This window comes from Mycobacterium sp. SMC-21 (assembly GCF_045310825.1).
Lineage (GTDB): Bacteria > Actinomycetota > Actinomycetes > Mycobacteriales > Mycobacteriaceae > Mycobacterium.
Genome location: NZ_JBJIAO010000027.1, coordinates 35,422 through 50,808, shown reverse-complemented (window position 1 = coordinate 50,808; position 15,387 = coordinate 35,422). Strand labels below are relative to the sequence as shown.

General features: G+C 67.3%; 14 protein-coding genes. 1 reads left to right on the top strand and 13 read right to left on the bottom strand.

Annotation, left to right across the window (positions count from 1 at the left end):
• Positions 1 to 496: 496 nt before the first annotated feature.
• The 8 genes from ACJH6H_RS21665 to yajC form a co-directional block, all read right to left on the bottom strand.
• Entirely contained in the window at positions 497 to 1,459 is a 963-nt protein-coding gene (locus tag ACJH6H_RS21665; RefSeq protein WP_406775781.1) for a Vmc-like lipoprotein signal peptide domain-containing protein, read from the bottom strand.
• Positions 1,460 to 1,663: 204 nt separating this feature from the next.
• The gene (locus tag ACJH6H_RS21660) at positions 1,664 to 2,419 is read right to left on the bottom strand and encodes a hypothetical protein (RefSeq protein ID WP_406775780.1); all 756 of its coding nucleotides are present in this window, start codon (positions 2,417 to 2,419) and stop codon (positions 1,664 to 1,666) included.
• 121 nt (positions 2,420 to 2,540) lie between these two features.
• Complete coding sequence (locus tag ACJH6H_RS21655) at positions 2,541 to 4,883, bottom strand: bifunctional (p)ppGpp synthetase/guanosine-3',5'-bis(diphosphate) 3'-pyrophosphohydrolase (protein WP_212811621.1); 2,343 nt, start codon at positions 4,881 to 4,883, stop codon at positions 2,541 to 2,543.
• A 41-nt stretch (positions 4,884 to 4,924) separates the two neighbouring features.
• Complete coding sequence (locus tag ACJH6H_RS21650; RefSeq protein WP_318984456.1) at positions 4,925 to 5,449, bottom strand: adenine phosphoribosyltransferase; 525 nt, start codon at positions 5,447 to 5,449, stop codon at positions 4,925 to 4,927.
• Positions 5,446 to 7,092 (bottom strand): ABC transporter substrate-binding protein, encoded by a 1,647-nt coding sequence (locus ACJH6H_RS21645; protein ID WP_318984455.1) that lies wholly within the window; start codon positions 7,090 to 7,092, stop codon positions 5,446 to 5,448. Before ACJH6H_RS21645 ends, ACJH6H_RS21650 begins: the two co-directional genes overlap by 4 nt.
• Positions 7,093 to 7,098: 6 nt before the next feature.
• Positions 7,099 to 8,349 carry a protein translocase subunit SecF gene (gene secF / locus ACJH6H_RS21640; protein ID WP_212811624.1) on the bottom strand — a complete coding sequence of 417 codons (1,251 nt, stop codon included), beginning with the start codon at positions 8,347 to 8,349 and terminating at the stop codon, positions 7,099 to 7,101.
• A 7-nt stretch (positions 8,350 to 8,356) separates the two neighbouring features.
• Positions 8,357 to 10,234 carry a protein translocase subunit SecD gene (gene secD / locus ACJH6H_RS21635; RefSeq protein WP_212811625.1) on the bottom strand — a complete coding sequence of 626 codons (1,878 nt, stop codon included), beginning with the start codon at positions 10,232 to 10,234 and terminating at the stop codon, positions 8,357 to 8,359.
• A 65-nt stretch (positions 10,235 to 10,299) separates the two neighbouring features.
• Complete coding sequence (gene yajC, locus ACJH6H_RS21630) at positions 10,300 to 10,626, bottom strand: preprotein translocase subunit YajC (protein WP_212811626.1); 327 nt, start codon at positions 10,624 to 10,626, stop codon at positions 10,300 to 10,302.
• A 273-nt stretch (positions 10,627 to 10,899) separates the two neighbouring features.
• Here yajC and ACJH6H_RS21625 point away from each other — a divergent pair, with 273 nt between their 5' ends.
• Positions 10,900 to 11,964, top strand: coding sequence for a GGDEF domain-containing protein (locus ACJH6H_RS21625; RefSeq protein WP_318984454.1), 1,065 nt, complete (start codon positions 10,900 to 10,902; stop codon positions 11,962 to 11,964).
• Between the two features lie 4 nt (positions 11,965 to 11,968).
• Here the strand turns inward: ACJH6H_RS21625 and ACJH6H_RS21620 are convergent, their stop codons facing one another.
• The 5 genes from ACJH6H_RS21620 to ruvC are packed head-to-tail and all read right to left on the bottom strand — an operon-like array spanning position 11,969 to position 15,339.
• Complete coding sequence (locus ACJH6H_RS21620) at positions 11,969 to 12,718, bottom strand: transglycosylase SLT domain-containing protein (protein ID WP_318984619.1); 750 nt, start codon at positions 12,716 to 12,718, stop codon at positions 11,969 to 11,971.
• Positions 12,719 to 12,750: 32 nt separating this feature from the next.
• Entirely contained in the window at positions 12,751 to 13,137 is a 387-nt protein-coding gene (locus ACJH6H_RS21615; protein WP_318984453.1) for a DUF1304 domain-containing protein, read from the bottom strand.
• A 5-nt stretch (positions 13,138 to 13,142) separates the two neighbouring features.
• Positions 13,143 to 14,201: a Holliday junction branch migration DNA helicase RuvB gene (gene ruvB, locus ACJH6H_RS21610; RefSeq protein WP_212811629.1), complete on the bottom strand. Its 1,059-nt coding sequence runs from the start codon at positions 14,199 to 14,201 to the stop codon at positions 13,143 to 13,145.
• Entirely contained in the window at positions 14,198 to 14,785 is a 588-nt protein-coding gene (ruvA, locus tag ACJH6H_RS21605) for a Holliday junction branch migration protein RuvA (protein ID WP_318984452.1), read from the bottom strand. Before ruvA ends, ruvB begins: the two co-directional genes overlap by 4 nt.
• A complete protein-coding gene (gene ruvC / locus ACJH6H_RS21600) occupies positions 14,782 to 15,339 on the bottom strand; it encodes a crossover junction endodeoxyribonuclease RuvC (protein ID WP_212811631.1) in 558 nt (185 codons plus the stop codon). Before ruvC ends, ruvA begins: the two co-directional genes overlap by 4 nt.
• Positions 15,340 to 15,387: the final 48 nt, after the last annotated feature.

Genomic DNA, 15,387 nt, shown 5'->3' with positions numbered 1-15,387 from the left:
GGGCCGCCTTCGCGAATACCTGGCAGACTTGCTCAGTTGTCTCCGCGGTGTGATTCACTGCGTTCTTGGTTTGAACCACCGCAGCTTCGGCGCGGAACATCTTCCTGGCCGCCGCGTACACAGCTTCGCACGCTTCCCCGTACGAACCGAGAACACCTTTTGCGGCAGCCTCTGCAAGCCGTCCGGCCTCGCCCTCCCAGTCCGACAACTGCATTCGCTGGTGAGCGTGATGCGGGATCACCTCTCCATCAAGGCGGTCGCCCAGTGACATCAGCCGGACGGCGATGTCATTGAGCGCGTTCTCGTCAACATCCGGAAACGCTGCACCTTCGACAGTCTTCGGGCCGTAGTCACCTGGATGAAATCGATCAATTGCCATATTGGATCGTCCTTCGACCGGGGCAGATCAGAATTGCCGAATAGTCGGGGTCGACAATGCCGGCTCGACTCCCGACGGGAACCACCGAATCGATCTCAGGCATTGGAGTACCGAATCTCAACCCGCAGCGTAATTGCACGCCATCCGCACGACCGCAGCCGCTCCCTGACCAGCAGAGTAAAGGGTGTGATCGTTCGGCTGATAAGTCGATAGAGCCGCAACATATGTGCGTTGGTATTGAACACCCAAGAGGATGAAATCCTTCACAATTGGGTTCGAACTCGTCTCAGCCAATTTCTCCAGGGCGTCTGCCATAGAACTCATCGCGGGGATAACCGCATCGGTGAGGGACTGCTGCTCTGGCGACCAATTGCTGGCAGGAATCTGAGGATCAGTCGTCATCCAGTTCTTGAATGCTGGGTTCTGGGCCAACTGATCAAGAGTCGAGCTCAAATTCGAGCATACCGCGTCAGCGGTTTCGAACATTCGCGTTGGGTGTGCCAAATCCCCGATAGGAGCAAACACTGTCGGCGCTTTTTGTGCAGGAACCGCCGATGCTCGCGCCGCAGCAGAACCCGACGAAATCGCATCGCAAACGTACGTGATTACTAGGCCTGCTGTCGCTGCCGTTCGCGCCAAGTTGTCGTCAATCGGCTTGTATGCAGAAATGCTGTCCGCGTATGCACGCATATACACAATGGACTGCTCGTATAGTTCGCGCATTACGCGGTGGGGAGTCATCTTCGCCAGCGGCACGATCTGATCGGCGGCTTTACGCCATGCCTTTCCAACGGCCTCGTATTGCGTCCGAACATCTGGTGTCCACAACGACGCTGGGATCGAAGGATCGCGATCCCGCCAGCCTTTGCCCTCGACCCCCGCCAAGGTATTCGTGATCGGTCCCCACGGCGCGCACGACGGGTCCTCGGTGATGATGCCGACCGGCCCTTTGTCGTTCGCACTCGCAACATCCGACGGCGCGGCCGAAGTCTCCGTGCCACCGCCTTTGCTGTCACCACTGTTCTTGGTGCACGACACTGCAACTACAGCCGTCACCGCGATCACCGCAACCAACGACACCGCTCCAATGGCCCACTTGGCGGCGCCGCCCTTCTTCGGCGGAACCGGAGCCGGCCATGGCTGCTGCGGGCCCCACTGCCCACCCGGTCCCGGCTGGCCCGGCCAGCCACCCGGCTGCTGCGGCGGGGGCGCACCCCACGTCGGCGGTTGCGTCACAGATCGCCCTCCCTCAGAAACTCAACGCAAAACAGTCAAGACCGAAAATTACACATCGACCGCAGGATTTGCGGCGTGGCGCCCCGACCGCGGCGCAGGCGTGGAAGGCGGCACCGGCGCGGCCGGGCCGCTGCCGGGCCCGGCAGCGGCGTGCTTCTTGTCGGCCTCGCGGTCCTTGTTTTCCTCAGGCTTCTCGTCCCGCTTCTCCTCGCGGGCCTTCTCGTCGCCCGGCTTGCGCTCCTCCGGCTTGAGCTGTTGACCGGCAGCACCACCGACTCCCCCGGTACCTGCGTCTGCCGGCTTGGCCCCGTCTTTACCGGCCTGTCCGGCGAGCTGCTGGACCTGCTGTCCGATCTGCTGGGCCGCCTGCATCGCGGTCTGCGGAACCGAGCCGAGTGCCTGCATGGCCTGCGCGGGCGCCTGGAAGGCCTGCATCGCCATGCCCATCATCTGGCCGAACTGGCCCATTCCACCGTCGGCACCGCCGCCAACTTTGCCCGCGGCGGACGCGGGATTGAGGCTGTCGCCGGCGGCCTTCTGGATCGTCTGCCCGCCGGCATCGTCAGCGTTCTGATAAGCGCTCTTGGCCGACGAGACCTTGCCCGCAAAGGCCTGATCTTCCGCCTGCGCAGCGGCGACCTTCTCGTTGGCGCCGTCGACCAATCCTGGGATATACGACGAGAGCATCAAGCTGACCGGATCACCGTGCGCAGGAAGATGCACCCAACCCAGGGGCGGCACCGAAGCCGCCGACCACGACAAGGTCTCCAGGTCGATCTTCAACTCACCGCTCAACGCGTCCACCCCCACATCTGGACAGTCCCGCATCTGAGATTACCCGCACCACCAACCCCAGTCCTGCACCAATCTTGCGCAGCGCTGGGTACGAGTTTGCTCAAGTCACGAGCGACAGCGGAAAAGCGCGCTAGGCGGCCGAAGTCACGCGGTAGACGTCGTACACGCCTTCGACGTTGCGCACCACGTTCAGCACGTGGCCCAGGTGCTTCGGGTCGCCCATTTCAAAAGTGAAGCGGCTGATCGCAACTCGATCGTTGGACGTGGTGACCGACGCCGACAGGATGTTGACCTTCTCGTCGGCCAGCACCCGGGTGACGTCGGACAGCAGACGGTGCCGGTCCAGCGCCTCGACCTGAATGGCCACCAGGAACACCGACGACGGCGACGGCGCCCACTTCACGTCGATGATGCGCTCGGCCTGCTGCTGCAGCGACGCGGCATTGGTGCAGTCGGTCCGGTGCACGCTGACGCCACCGCCGCGGGTCACGAACCCCATAATGTTGTCGCCGGGCACCGGCGTGCAGCACTTGGCGAGCTTGCAGAGCACCCCGGGTGCACCCGGAACCGCTACGCCCACATCGTCATTCGTGCGGCGCCGCACCGGCATGGTGGCCGGCGTCGACCGTTCGGCGATCTCGTCGGCCGCGTCGTCGTCACCACCGAGCGTGGCCACCAACCGCTGCACGACGTGCCGGGCCGAGACATGTCCCTCACCGACGGCGGTGTACAACGCCGAGACGTCCGCGTAGCGAAGTTCGCGCGCGAGCGCGGCCATCAGTTCGGCGTTCATCAACCGCTGCAACGGCATTCCGCCGCGGCGCACCTCGCGGGCGATGGCGTCCTTGCCGGTCTCCAGCGCCTCTTCACGCCGCTCTTTGGCGAACCACTGCCGAATCTTGGCCTTGGCCCGCGGCGACACCACGAACGTCTGCCAGTCACGCGACGGGCCGGCGTTCTGGGCCTTGGAGGTGAAAACCTCGACCACTTCACCGTTTTCGAGCTTGCGCTCCAGCGCCACCAGGCGGCCGTTGACGCGGGCGCCGATACAGCGGTGCCCGACCTCGGTGTGCACCGCGTACGCGAAGTCGACGGGTGTGGAACCGGCCGGCAGCGTGATCACGTCACCCTTGGGCGTGAACACGAAGATCTCCTGCACGGCAAGGTCGTAACGCAGCGACTCGAGGAACTCGCCCGGGTCGGCCGCCTCACGCTGCCAGTCGAGCAGCTGGCGCATCCATGCCATGTCGTCGATCTCGGTGGCGTGTCCGCCCGCGGGTAACCCGTTGCGGCCCTTGGCTTCCTTGTACCGCCAGTGTGCGGCGATGCCGTACTCGGCGGTGCGGTGCATGTCGATGGTGCGGATCTGCACCTCCAGTGGCTTGCCCTCCGGGCCGACGACCGTCGTGTGCAACGACTGGTAGACACCGAAGCGCGGCTGCGCGATGTAGTCCTTGAACCGCCCGGCCATCGGCTGCCACAGCGAGTGCACGACGCCGACCGCGGCGTAACAGTCGCGGATCTCGTCGCAGAGAATGCGGACACCGACCAGGTCGTGGATGTCGTCGAAGTCGCGGCCCTTGACGATCATCTTCTGGTAGATGGACCAGTAGTGCTTCGGCCGGCCTTCAACGGTCGCGTTGATCTTCATGGCCTGCAGCGAATTGGCGATCTCGGCACGCACCTTGGCCAGGTAGGTGTCACGCGACGGCGCCCGGTCGGCGACCAGCCGCACGATCTCCTCGTACCGCTTGGGGTGCAGGATCGCGAAGGACAGGTCCTCAAGCTCCCACTTGACGGTCGCCATACCGAGCCGATGGGCAAGCGGCGCAATCACTTCGAGCGTCTCGCGCGCCTTGCGGGCCTGCTTCTCCGGCGGCAGGAACCGCATGGTGCGCATGTTGTGCAGCCGGTCGGCGACCTTGATCACCAGCACGCGGGGATCGCGCGCCATGGCGATGATCATCTTGCGGATGGTCTCGGCCTCTGCCGCCGAGCCCAGCACCACTTTGTCCAGCTTGGTGACGCCGTCGACCAGATGACCGACCTCGGTGCCGAACTCGGCGGTGAGCGCCTCGAGCGTGTAGCCGGTGTCCTCGACGGTGTCGTGCAGCAGCGCGGCGACGAGCGTCGTGGTGTCCATGCCGAGCTCGGCCAGGATGTTGGCGACAGCCAGCGGATGGGTGATGTACGGATCACCGGACTTGCGCAACTGCGGCGCGTGCCGCTCCTCGGCAATCTCGTAAGCGCGCTGCAGGATCGCCAGATCGGCCTTGGGGTAGTACTCGCGGTGCACCGCGACGAGCGGCTCGAGGACGGGATTGACCAGGCTGCGCTGGGCGGTCATACGGCGGGCGAGCCGGGCACGGACACGGCGGGACGCGCTGACGGTGCCCTTGGCCGCTTCCAGTGACGCCGCCTGCGGCGGCTCGGGCGGCGCCGACTGGACCTGCGTCACCTTGTCGTCAGCCAACGCCGCACACCTCCTACACCTGGTTTGTCGAGGATAGCCCCTCAGACGACGTACAGGCTCGTGACCGGCAGCGGTTCCAGCACAGCGCGTCCACCGAGGCCGTTCAGTTCGAGTACGACCGCGGCCGCGGTCACCGTCGCACCTGCCGCCTGCAGCAGCCGGACCGTCGCAGCAACCGTTCCGCCGGTGGCGAGCACGTCGTCTATCACGACAACGCGCCGGCCGGTCAGATCGATCCCATCGGCGGGAATCTCCAGCGTGGCGGTGCCGTACTCCAGCGCGTAGGACTGGCTGTGCACCGGCGGCGGCAACTTCCCGCCCTTGCGGACCGCGAGAACTCCGGTACCCAACCGGGTCGCGACGGCGGCACCCAGCAGGAACCCGCGTGCATCGATACCGGCAACCAGATCCACACCGTCGGCGGCCTCAGCCAGTGCGGCCGTCACCGCGGCAAGCCCGCGGCCGTCGGCGAGCAACGGCGTCAGATCCTTGAACTGGATGCCCGGCTCCGGAAAGTCCGGCACCTCACGGACCAGCTCGGTGAAGAGTGCGTTGAGATCGGTCACTTGCTCCCCCAGCGGTCCATGTTCCAGCCGGCGCCCCACCGCGTGGGGTTGGCGCGCACGAGCGTCAGGTCTTTCGCCACCAGCAGGGTCCGCTGCTGGCGGTACAGCGGCAGCGTCGGCAGGTCGCCCCACAGCACCCCGGCTCCCTCACCGAGCAGGCGCGCCTGTTCCTTGGGGTCGGTGGTCACGGCCAGGGCGGCGATGACGCCGTCGACGCGTTCGTTGGCGTAACCCGACAGGTCGTTGCCGTTGCCGCTGTGCAGGGCGTACGAATCCACCACCGACGAACCGCTGGAACCACTGCCCGCGGCTCCCCCGCCACCGGACAGGAGCACGTCGATGTCGTTGGCGCGCAAGCTTTGTGCACCGACCGCCGGCGACGCGACCTCCTGCACGGTGATGCCCGCGGCGGCGCACGACTTGGTGATCGCGGCGACCACCGAGGCCAGCCGGGCATCCGGCCCGCGATACCCCATCCGCACGGTCAGGGGCTGGCCGCCCGCCGCGGCGCGCGCCCCATCCACGTCGGCGGCGGCGAACTGCCCACTGGCGTCGACGTTTTCGGCCACCGCGAGGGAATCATCCGACGCCGTATTCAGCCGGGCATTGCTGACGTAGACGCCGACCGCGGCGGCGATCGCGTCCCGCGGCGTACACAGCGCGACGGCGCGGCGCGCGGCCGGATCGGCCAGCACACCCTGGGCCGCGAAGATCAGCTGCTGAATGTCATCGGACGCGCTGTCCCTGCGCACGTAGCTCGACGGCACATCGTCCTTGCCGACCACGCCGGCGGCGATGTCGACGACCTCGGCCTTGCCGGACTTGATCCGGCTCGCGATGTCGGCGCCCCGCGGCGCCACCGTGATCTTGCCGATCACCGGCTTGGCGCCCCACCATTTGTCGTTGGCCGCCAACGTGATCGAGCCGTCCTTGGCCACCGACGCGAGCTTGTAGGGGCCGGCCGAGGGGAACTTCTTGAGGTCCGTGTCGGGCTTCAGATCCCAGGTGGTGTTCCAGGCGTCGGCGATCTTGTCGATGGTCGGCGCGTCACCGCTCTGCAGCGCCTTCGTCACGCCGCCGTCGCCGAGACCGAGCGCGTCGTCCAGGACGTGCGCCGGCAGCATCGACGTCGCCGCGAACAGCTGGCCGTAGTCGGTGATGTCGCGGTCGCGGACGAACGTCACCCTGGCGCGCTTCTGCCCCGGGGTGCAGTCGACGACCGCGATGTCGCTGTAGCCGGCGCGGCTGGCCGCGTCGAACGCCGGGAACTGCCCCGACTGCGCCGCCCAGGCCAGCACCATGTCGTCACACGTGACCGGCTTGCCGTCGGAGTAGACGGCGCTGTCGTTGATCTTGTAGTCGAGCGTCAGTGGCGCCCGGCCCATCACCGAAACGGTGCCGAAGTCACGATCGGCGACCACCTGCCCGTCGGGCCCGCGATAGTTGAACCCCGTCTGTACCCGCGAAAATGCTTGCGGCGCACCGGAAGCCGCGCCGACGACCGACGCGGTGTTGTAGGTGGGCAGCGCGCCGTCGACGATGTAGTCGACGGCGTCAGCCGAACTGTCACAACCGGACAGGCCGAAACCGGCCACCAACATCACCGCACCGGCCAAGGCGGTTCGGCGGAACCGGGCGGGCATCGAGGGCTAGCCCCGGGTGCGCTTACCCGACGGCTTACCGGTGGGCCGCAACGGCTTGGCCCCCGGCGCCGGCTTTTCCGGTGCGTTCACCGCACCGACGGTGACCTCGTCGCCACCGGTGACGCCGCGCTCGATCGACGACTTGCGGCGGTTGAGCACCCGGCGGGTGTGGTTCTTCACCAGGTCGGTGCGCTCGCGCATCGACACCAGCAGCGGGGTGGCGAAGAAGATCGACGAGTAGGTACCGACGATGACACCGACCAGCTGGACCAGCGCCAGGTCCTTGAGCGTGCCCACGCCCAGCAGCCACACCGCGACCACCATCAGCGAGATGATCGGCAGCGCCGAGATGAGGCTGGTGTTGATGGACCGCATGAAGGTCTGGTTGACCGCCAGGTTGGCCTGCTCGGCGAACGTCCGGCGGGTGGTGTGCTCGAAGCCGTGGGTGTTCTCCTCGACCTTGTCGAACACGATCACGGTGTCGTAGAGCGAGAAGCCGAGGATGGTCAACAGACCGATCACGGTGGCCGGCGTGACCTCGAACCCGACGAGCGAGTACACACCCGCCGTGCTGAGCAGGTCGAAGGCCAGCGAGGCCAGCGCTGCCAGCGCCATGTAGCGCTCGTAGCGGATGGTGATGTAGATCGAGACGATGACGATGAACACCACCAGCGCGATCAGCGCCTTCTTGGTGATCTGATCACCCCAGGTCGACGACACCGCCGAATCGCTGATGACGGCCTTGGACGCCTTGCCGTCCTCGCCCTTCGGCTGGAATGCGTCGAAGAGGGCGTTGCGCACCTTCTCGGTGTCCGCCGTCGACAGGGTCTCCGTGCGGATTTGCAGGGTGGCCGAGTCGCCGTTGCCGACGCGCACCACCGACTCGGGGGCATGGCCGAGCGTCTTGTTGAAGACGTCCTCGACAGCCTGCGGAGTGGCAGTGGTGGACACACCCGCCACCGGCATCGCGATCTTGGTTCCGCCCTCGAAATCGATACCGAAGTTGAAACCGCGGATCAGGATGCTGGCGATCATGACCAGCATGATCACGCCGCTGATCGCGTACCACATACGACGCTTGCCGATGACCTCGAATGCACCGGTACCGGTGTAGAGGCGGACGAAGAATCCGTGCTGCGGCAGGCTGCCGCCCGGCTCGGTGGCGGTGGTTTCCTCGATCTCGGTGGCCGAATCCTCTTCGGCCGCAGCCGATTCGGTCAGCTCCAGGTCGGTGTCGTCAGTTGAGTGCTTCGACATGTCGGTGTTACCCCTGTCCCGTCAGGCTGGCCGCTCGCCGCTCGCGCGCAATCTGCTGCACGGCGCCGAGACCGTTGTACGCAGGCTTGGCCATCCGCGCCGACTTCGACGCCAGGAAGACCAGCGGCCACGTCACCAGGAACACCACCACGATGTCGAGGATCGTGGTCAGGCCCAGGGTGAACGCGAAGCCCTTCACCTGTCCGACAGCCAGGATGTACAGCACCAGGGCAGCCAGGAAGGTGACCGCGTTACCCGAGACGATGGTCTTGCGGGCGCGTGCCCAACCACGTGGCACGGCCGAGCGGAAACTGCGTCCCTCTCGGATCTCGTCCTTGATGCGTTCGAAGAACACCACGAACGAGTCGGCGGTCGTACCGATACCGATGATCAGACCCGCGATACCCGCCAGGTCCAGCGTGTAGTTGATGTACCGGCCCAGGAGCACCAGGATCGCGAACACCATGGCGCCCGACGCGACCAGCGACAGCGCGGTGAGCAGGCCGAGGACCCGGTAGTAGGCCAGCGAGTAGAGCAGCACCAGACCGAGACCGATCAGACCGGCCCACAAGCCGGCGCGCAGCGACGTCAGGCCCAGCGTGGCCGACACCGTCTCCGCCTCCGACGACTCGAACGACAGCGGCAGCGAGCCGTACTTCAGCACGTTGGCCAGGTCTTTCGCCGTCGAGGCGTTGAAGTGGCCGGTGATCTGCGTGCGGCCGCCCGGGATCGCCTCCTGGATGGCCGGCGCGCTGACGACCTGGGAGTCGAGCACGAACGCGGTCTGGGTGCCGATGTTCTTGGCAGTGAAGTCGGCCCACACCTCGGCGGCCTTCTCCTTGAACGTGACGTCGACGACGTACTCGCCCTGCTGCTGGTTCAGACCGGACGACGCGTCCTTGATCTCGTCACCGCTGATGATCGACTTGTCCAGCAGGTAGACCTCTTTGTGGTCCTTGGAGCAGGTCACCAGCGGCAGGTTCGGGTCGTCGTTGCCGGCCAGCACGTCCTGCTGGTCGCAGCGGGTGGCCTGGAACTGCAGAGCCAGCAGCTGGATCTGCGGCTGCGTGCTCTGACGCAGGGCCTTCTCGTCGGCGATGCGCTGGGCCAGTTCGGCCTTGGGGCCGTGCGCTCCCGGCGCGGGCGCGGGGGCACCCGGTGCGGGGACGCCCGGTGCGCCCGGGGCCGGAGCGGCGGGGGCACCCGGTTCAGGTGCACCCGGAGCGGCAGGTGCCGGCGGGGCAGGCGTGGCCGAGGTGTCCGACGGCGCCGGGGTCGGCTCCTCCGGGAAGGGCCGCGGCTGCGGGGCCGGGGCGGGTGCCGGCTCGGTCGAGGCCGGGTGCGCGGGCATGCCCGGCGTCGGCGGGACGACCGGGGCCTCCGGCTCGGCGGGCGCGATCAGCGGCGGCATACCGGGCATGCCGGGCAGACCACCGGGCCCGCCGGGGATGCCACCGGGAGCCGGAGCAGCCGGCGCGGCGGGCTTCGCGGGCTGCGCGCCCTGCGCCGGGATGACGTGCACGACGGGCCGGATGTACAGCCGCGCGGTCTGGCCCAGGTTGCGGGCCTCGCTGCCGTCCTGGCCGGGCACCGTGATGATCAGGTTCGAACCGTCGATCACAACCTCGGAACCCGAGACACCGAGGCCGTTCACACGGGCGCCGATGATCTCCTGGGCCTGGATCAGCGCCTCGCGGGTCGGCGTCGAGCCGTCAGGGGTACGTGCAGTCAGGGTGACCCGGGTACCGCCCTGCAGGTCGATGCCCAGCTTGGGCTTGGCCTGCTTGTCGCCGGTGAGAAACACCAGAAGGTAGGCGCCGATCAGCAGCGCCAGGAACAACGACAAATAGCGGTATGGGTGCACCGGCGCCGAAGACGATGCCACGGTTCTAGGGTCTCCTTGAGATCGGTACGTCAGCCCCGCAAAGGGTACGTGTTGGAGCGGGAATGTCAGCCTTCGGTCTTCGGCGCGCCCTCTTCGACGGCAGCCGAGGTCACGTCCTCAGCGGCGGCCTCGGTCTCGGGCTCGATGCGGTCGCGCACGGCGAGCTTCATCCAGGTGGTGACGACGCCGGGAGCGATCTCCAGATCCACGTTGTCGTCGTCGATCCGGGCGATGGTGCCTTGCAGACCGGACGTGGTGTGCACGCGGTCGCCCACCTTCAGCGAGTTGTGCAGGTCGATCGTGGCCTGCATCTGCTTCCGCTGCCGCCGCGACGCGAAGAACATGAAGGCACCCATGACCAGGAGCAGCGGCAGGAAGACGACCAAATCCATGACAGCGAAAATCTTTCGTTCTGTTGAGTCTGTGAACAGGCAAGCGGGCCGGACCAGCCGTACGCCGTGCCGCGGTAGAGACCAGTGTGCCATCAAGGGCGTCAACGCCGACCACCACACCGCGTGCGATTCCACGACCCATCAAGCGGGACATCGCACTAGCAATTATTTTCGCGAAAGTAAGATGGGAATTTCGTGCGGATAAGCCTCTACGCCGTGCAATCCAGTTAACAATGCGCTAGCTTTTCCCGGGTGTGAGGGAGGTTCGGGACGTTGGCCTGGCAGCGAATTCGGCAATGGTGGCACCGGCCCGACCACTATGAATGGCTGTCCGCGTACATCGAGAACCGTGGCCTGCAGCCCTACACCCGCATCATCGTCGGACTGATCGTCCTCAGTGGCGGCGCGGTCGGCCTCGCGACGATCTGGAGTCCGTCCGGCCCGGCGACCGTCTTCTCCGTCGCGGTGCCGGTCGTCGCCGGTGTCGTCGCCATCGGGTGCTCGATCGTGTGGCTGACGCGCTGGCCGCGCCGGCGCCAGTCCACCGTGATCGTGATCCTGCTGCAGTTCTGTATCGCCGGCGTGTGTCTGGTGCAGCGCGACCCCAAGGCGGCGGCTCTGGGCGGCTTTGTGTTCGCGCTGCTCGCCGCGTACGTGGCGTCCTTCCACACGTCCAAATACCTGGCGTCGGTGGCCGTGACCGCCATCCTGACCGCCGCGACCTGCGGGGTCCGACTGGCGGAGCAAGGCGATCCGCAGCTGGCTGCCGCAGTGTTCGTCGGGCTCGTCGCCAACACGCTGCTGCTCCCGCTCGCCGTGCATGTGCTGGTGATGCTGCTGGGCGACGACTCCGCCGTGGCCCACCTGGACCCACTGACGCAATTGCCCAATCGCCGCGGTTTCGAACAGGCCATCCGCCCGCTGCTCGCCGGTCCCCACGCCGAATCCGAGATCAGCGTCATCCTCCTGGACCTGGACGACTTCAAACGCATCAACGACACGCTCGGGCACGCCGTCGGCGACCGGGTTCTGATGGACGTCGCCGGGGCCATCATGAACGCCCTGCCCAAAGGTGCGGTCGCGGCTCGGATCGGCGGCGAGGAGTTCGTCATCGCCATCCGTGGCAATCAGGCCACTGCCCTGCGCTTCACCGAGCGGCTACGCCGGAGCATCGCCACGAAGCCGTGGTACATGACGGCGAGCTTCGGGATCGCCCACGCGCCGGCCGGCAGCCGGCCGGTCATGGACCAGCTCCTGGCGTCGGCCGACCACGCCATGTATGTCGCCAAACGCGCCGGCGGCGATCAGGTGAGCACGCACCTGCTGTCACATCACTGACGGCTCAGGCCGAATAGCCGACCGGCAGCAACACGTCGCCCGATGTGGTCCGGAAGTAGACCTGCCATTGGTAGTAGCCCGCGAACGCGGCGGGATCGGCAGCCAGCACTGCCGCATAGTCGTTGACGGCACGGACATACGCGCCGGAATGGTTGTAGTGGTGCAGGGCGCCGTCATGGTCGGTGGCGAAACCGTTGGCCGCCAGATAGCGGCCCGCCGCGAGAATCGAATCGCGCGGCGAACGGATGTCACCGGAGCCGTACGCGGCGAACGTCGACGGCAGGAACTGCATGGGCCCCTGTGCCCCGGCCGTGCTGTCGCCGTTGATCCGGCCGAACCGCGACTCGATCAGGTTGATCGCCGCCAGGTACGTCCAGTCGACCCCGGATGCCGCCTGCGCCTCGCGGTAGTAGCCGAGCAGTTCGTCGGCGGGCGCCGGCGGCTGGATGGTCCACGGCGGGAGGTTGTCGCGCGGAGGTGTCATCCCGGCCAGCTGCCGGCCGGCGTCGACGTTGCGGCCGTACGCCGCGGCCAGTGCCGGCGGGATGCGCGGCGCGATGACCGCATCCCACTCCGGATGCCTGGCGATCTCGCGATAGGCGACCTGCTGCCGGTGCGCAGCGTCGATCAACGCGGGCTCCGGCGTCGCCGGATCCCGCACGGCCTGCTCGTCGGCGACGAGCGTGTCGGCCAGCTGCACCGGGTCGGGAGGCGGATCCGCGGCGGACGTGCCGCCACCGGTGAAGGCCAACACGACGGCGGCAGCGACGGTCGCGCAGCGACGAATCACCCCAGCGATCCGATCAACAACGCGACGATGCCGAGCACCGGGAAGATGCCCTGCGTGATGGCGGCCCGCGCTTTCTCCGGGGACGACAGCAACAGCACCAGCGCTGCGGCGGCCATCGACCCGATGCCGGCGAAGATCAGCGCCAGCCCGACCGCGTTACATCCCAAGATGATCGCCGCGATACCGACGGCGGTGACGATCGCCAGGAACAGGTTGTAGAACCCCTGGTTGAACGCCAGCTCCTTGGTGTCCACCGCCTGTTGCTCGGTGAGCCCGAAGGTGGCTCGGGTCCGCGGCGAAGTCCAGGTGAGCGACTCCATCACGAAGATGTACACGTGCAGCAGCGCGGCGAGGCCGGCAACGATCAACCCTGCGGTCAGCATGGGTCCTATTCAAACAGCCCGGCCTGTCCAAGTCCGTTTATCGGCGGTTGCAGGCCCAGGTGCGTCCACGCCTGCGGCGTCGCCACGCGCCCCCGCGGCGTCCGGGCGATCATCCCGGCCCGCACCAGGAACGGCTCGCACACCTCCTCGACGGTGGTGGCCTCCTCCCCGACCGCGACCGCCAGCGTCGAGACCCCGACCGGGCCGCCCCCGAAACTCTTTGTCAGCGCGGTCAATACGGCCCGGTCCAGCCGGTCCAGGCCGAGCTCGTCGACGTCATAGACGGCGAGTGCGGCCTTGGCCACGTCGCGGGTGATGACGCCGTCGGCACGGACCTCGGCATAGTCCCGGACCCGGCGCAGCAGCCGGTTCGCGATACGGGGCGTGCCGCGGGACCGCCGAGCCACTTCGGCACCGGCTTCGGCACCGAGTTCGATGCCGAGGATGCCGGCCGACCGGGCGAGCACCCGCTCCAGCTCGGGCGGTTCGTAGAAGTCCATGTGTGCCGTGAACCCGAACCGGTCACGCAACGGGCCGGTCAGTGCGCCCGACCTTGTCGTCGCCCCGACCAGGGTGAACGGCGCGACCTCCAGCGGAATCGACGTCGCGCCGGGTCCCTTACCGACCACCACGTCGACCCGGAAGTCCTCCATGGCGAGGTACAGCATCTCTTCGGCGGGCCGGGCGATGCGATGGATTTCGTCGATGAACAAAACGTCGCCCTCGACCAGGTTGCTGAGCATGGCGGCCAGGTCGCCGGCGCGCTCCAGCGCAGGCCCGGAGGTGACACGCAGCGACGACCCCAGCTCGGCGGCGATGATCATGGCCAGCGACGTCTTGCCCAGACCGGGCGGGCCGGACAGCAGGATGTGGTCGGGGGTACCGCCGCGGTTCTTGGCGCCTTCGAGCACCAGCTGCAGCTGCTCGCGGACCCGGGGCTGGCCGATGAACTCGCGTAGCGATTTGGGCCGCAGGCTGGCGTCGACGTCGCCCTCGCCGACAGTGAGTGCGGGCGAGACGTCCCGCTCGTCGGGCTCGGTGCCCTCGTCCTCGAACCGGCTCACTTCTTACCCAGCATCGACAGGGCCGACCGCAGCGCGGTGGCGGTGTTGGCGTCCGGATCGTTGGCCAGCACCTTGTCGGTGGCCTCTTCGGCCTGCTTGGCCGGAAAGCCAAGTCCGACAAGGGCTTCCACGACGGGACCGCGAATGGAGTGGCCACCGGCGACGCCCGCTCCGGCACCCGTCGTCGCACCGATCTTGTCGCGCAGTTCCAGGACCATGCGTTCGGCGCCGCGCTTGCCGATGCCCGGCACCCGGGTGAGAGCGGTGACGTCGCCGTCGGCCAGCGCCTGCCGCAGGGTCGGGGCGTCGTAGACCGCGAGGGTCGCCAGCGCGATCTTGGGGCCGACGCCCGAGACGCCGAGCAGCGTGTTGAACAGGTCGCGGGCGTCGGAGTCGGCGAAGCCGTACAGGGTCTGCGAATCCTCGCGCACGATCATGGCGGTGATCAGCCGTGACTCGGTGCCGCGGCGCAGCGTGGACAGCGTCGCGGGGGTGGCCATGATCTTGTAGCCGACACCGGCGGCCTCGATCACCGCGTGATCGAGCGCGATGTCGATGACCTCGCCACGGACCGATGCGATCATGCGCGCGCCGCCTTCACCTTCGCTGCGTACTGCTTCTTGAACTCCGCGGCCTTGGCCTCCGCCGCGGCCATCCGGGCGATCATGGGCGCCCGCCAGCAGTGGCAGATGGCCAGCGCGAGCGCGTCAGCCGCGTCGGCCGGAGTCGGTTTCTGTTGCAGCCCAAGAATTTTGGTGACCATGGTGGTGACCTGAGCCTTGTCCGCACGACCGTTTCCGGTGACCGCGGCCTTCACCTCACTGGGCGTGTGGAAGTACACGTCGATGCCCCGGCGCGCCGCCGCCAGCGCGATGACGCCGCCGGCCTGTGCAGTGCCCATGGCGGTGTTGGCGTTCTGGTTGGCGAAGACCCGCTCGATGGCGATGACGTCGGGACGATGCGTGTCCATCCAGTGCTCGACGGTGTCGCTGATGGTCAGCAGCCGCCGCTGCAGTTCGACGTCGGACGGGGTGCGCACCACGTCGACATCGAGCGCGGTCACCTTGCGCCCCGTGCCTCCCTCGATCATCGAGAGACCACAGCGCGTCAGACCAGGGTCGACGCCCATCACCCGCACGCCCACTCCTCACTAGGTCCCGAACAGCTGTTCGATAGCTTAGCGGGC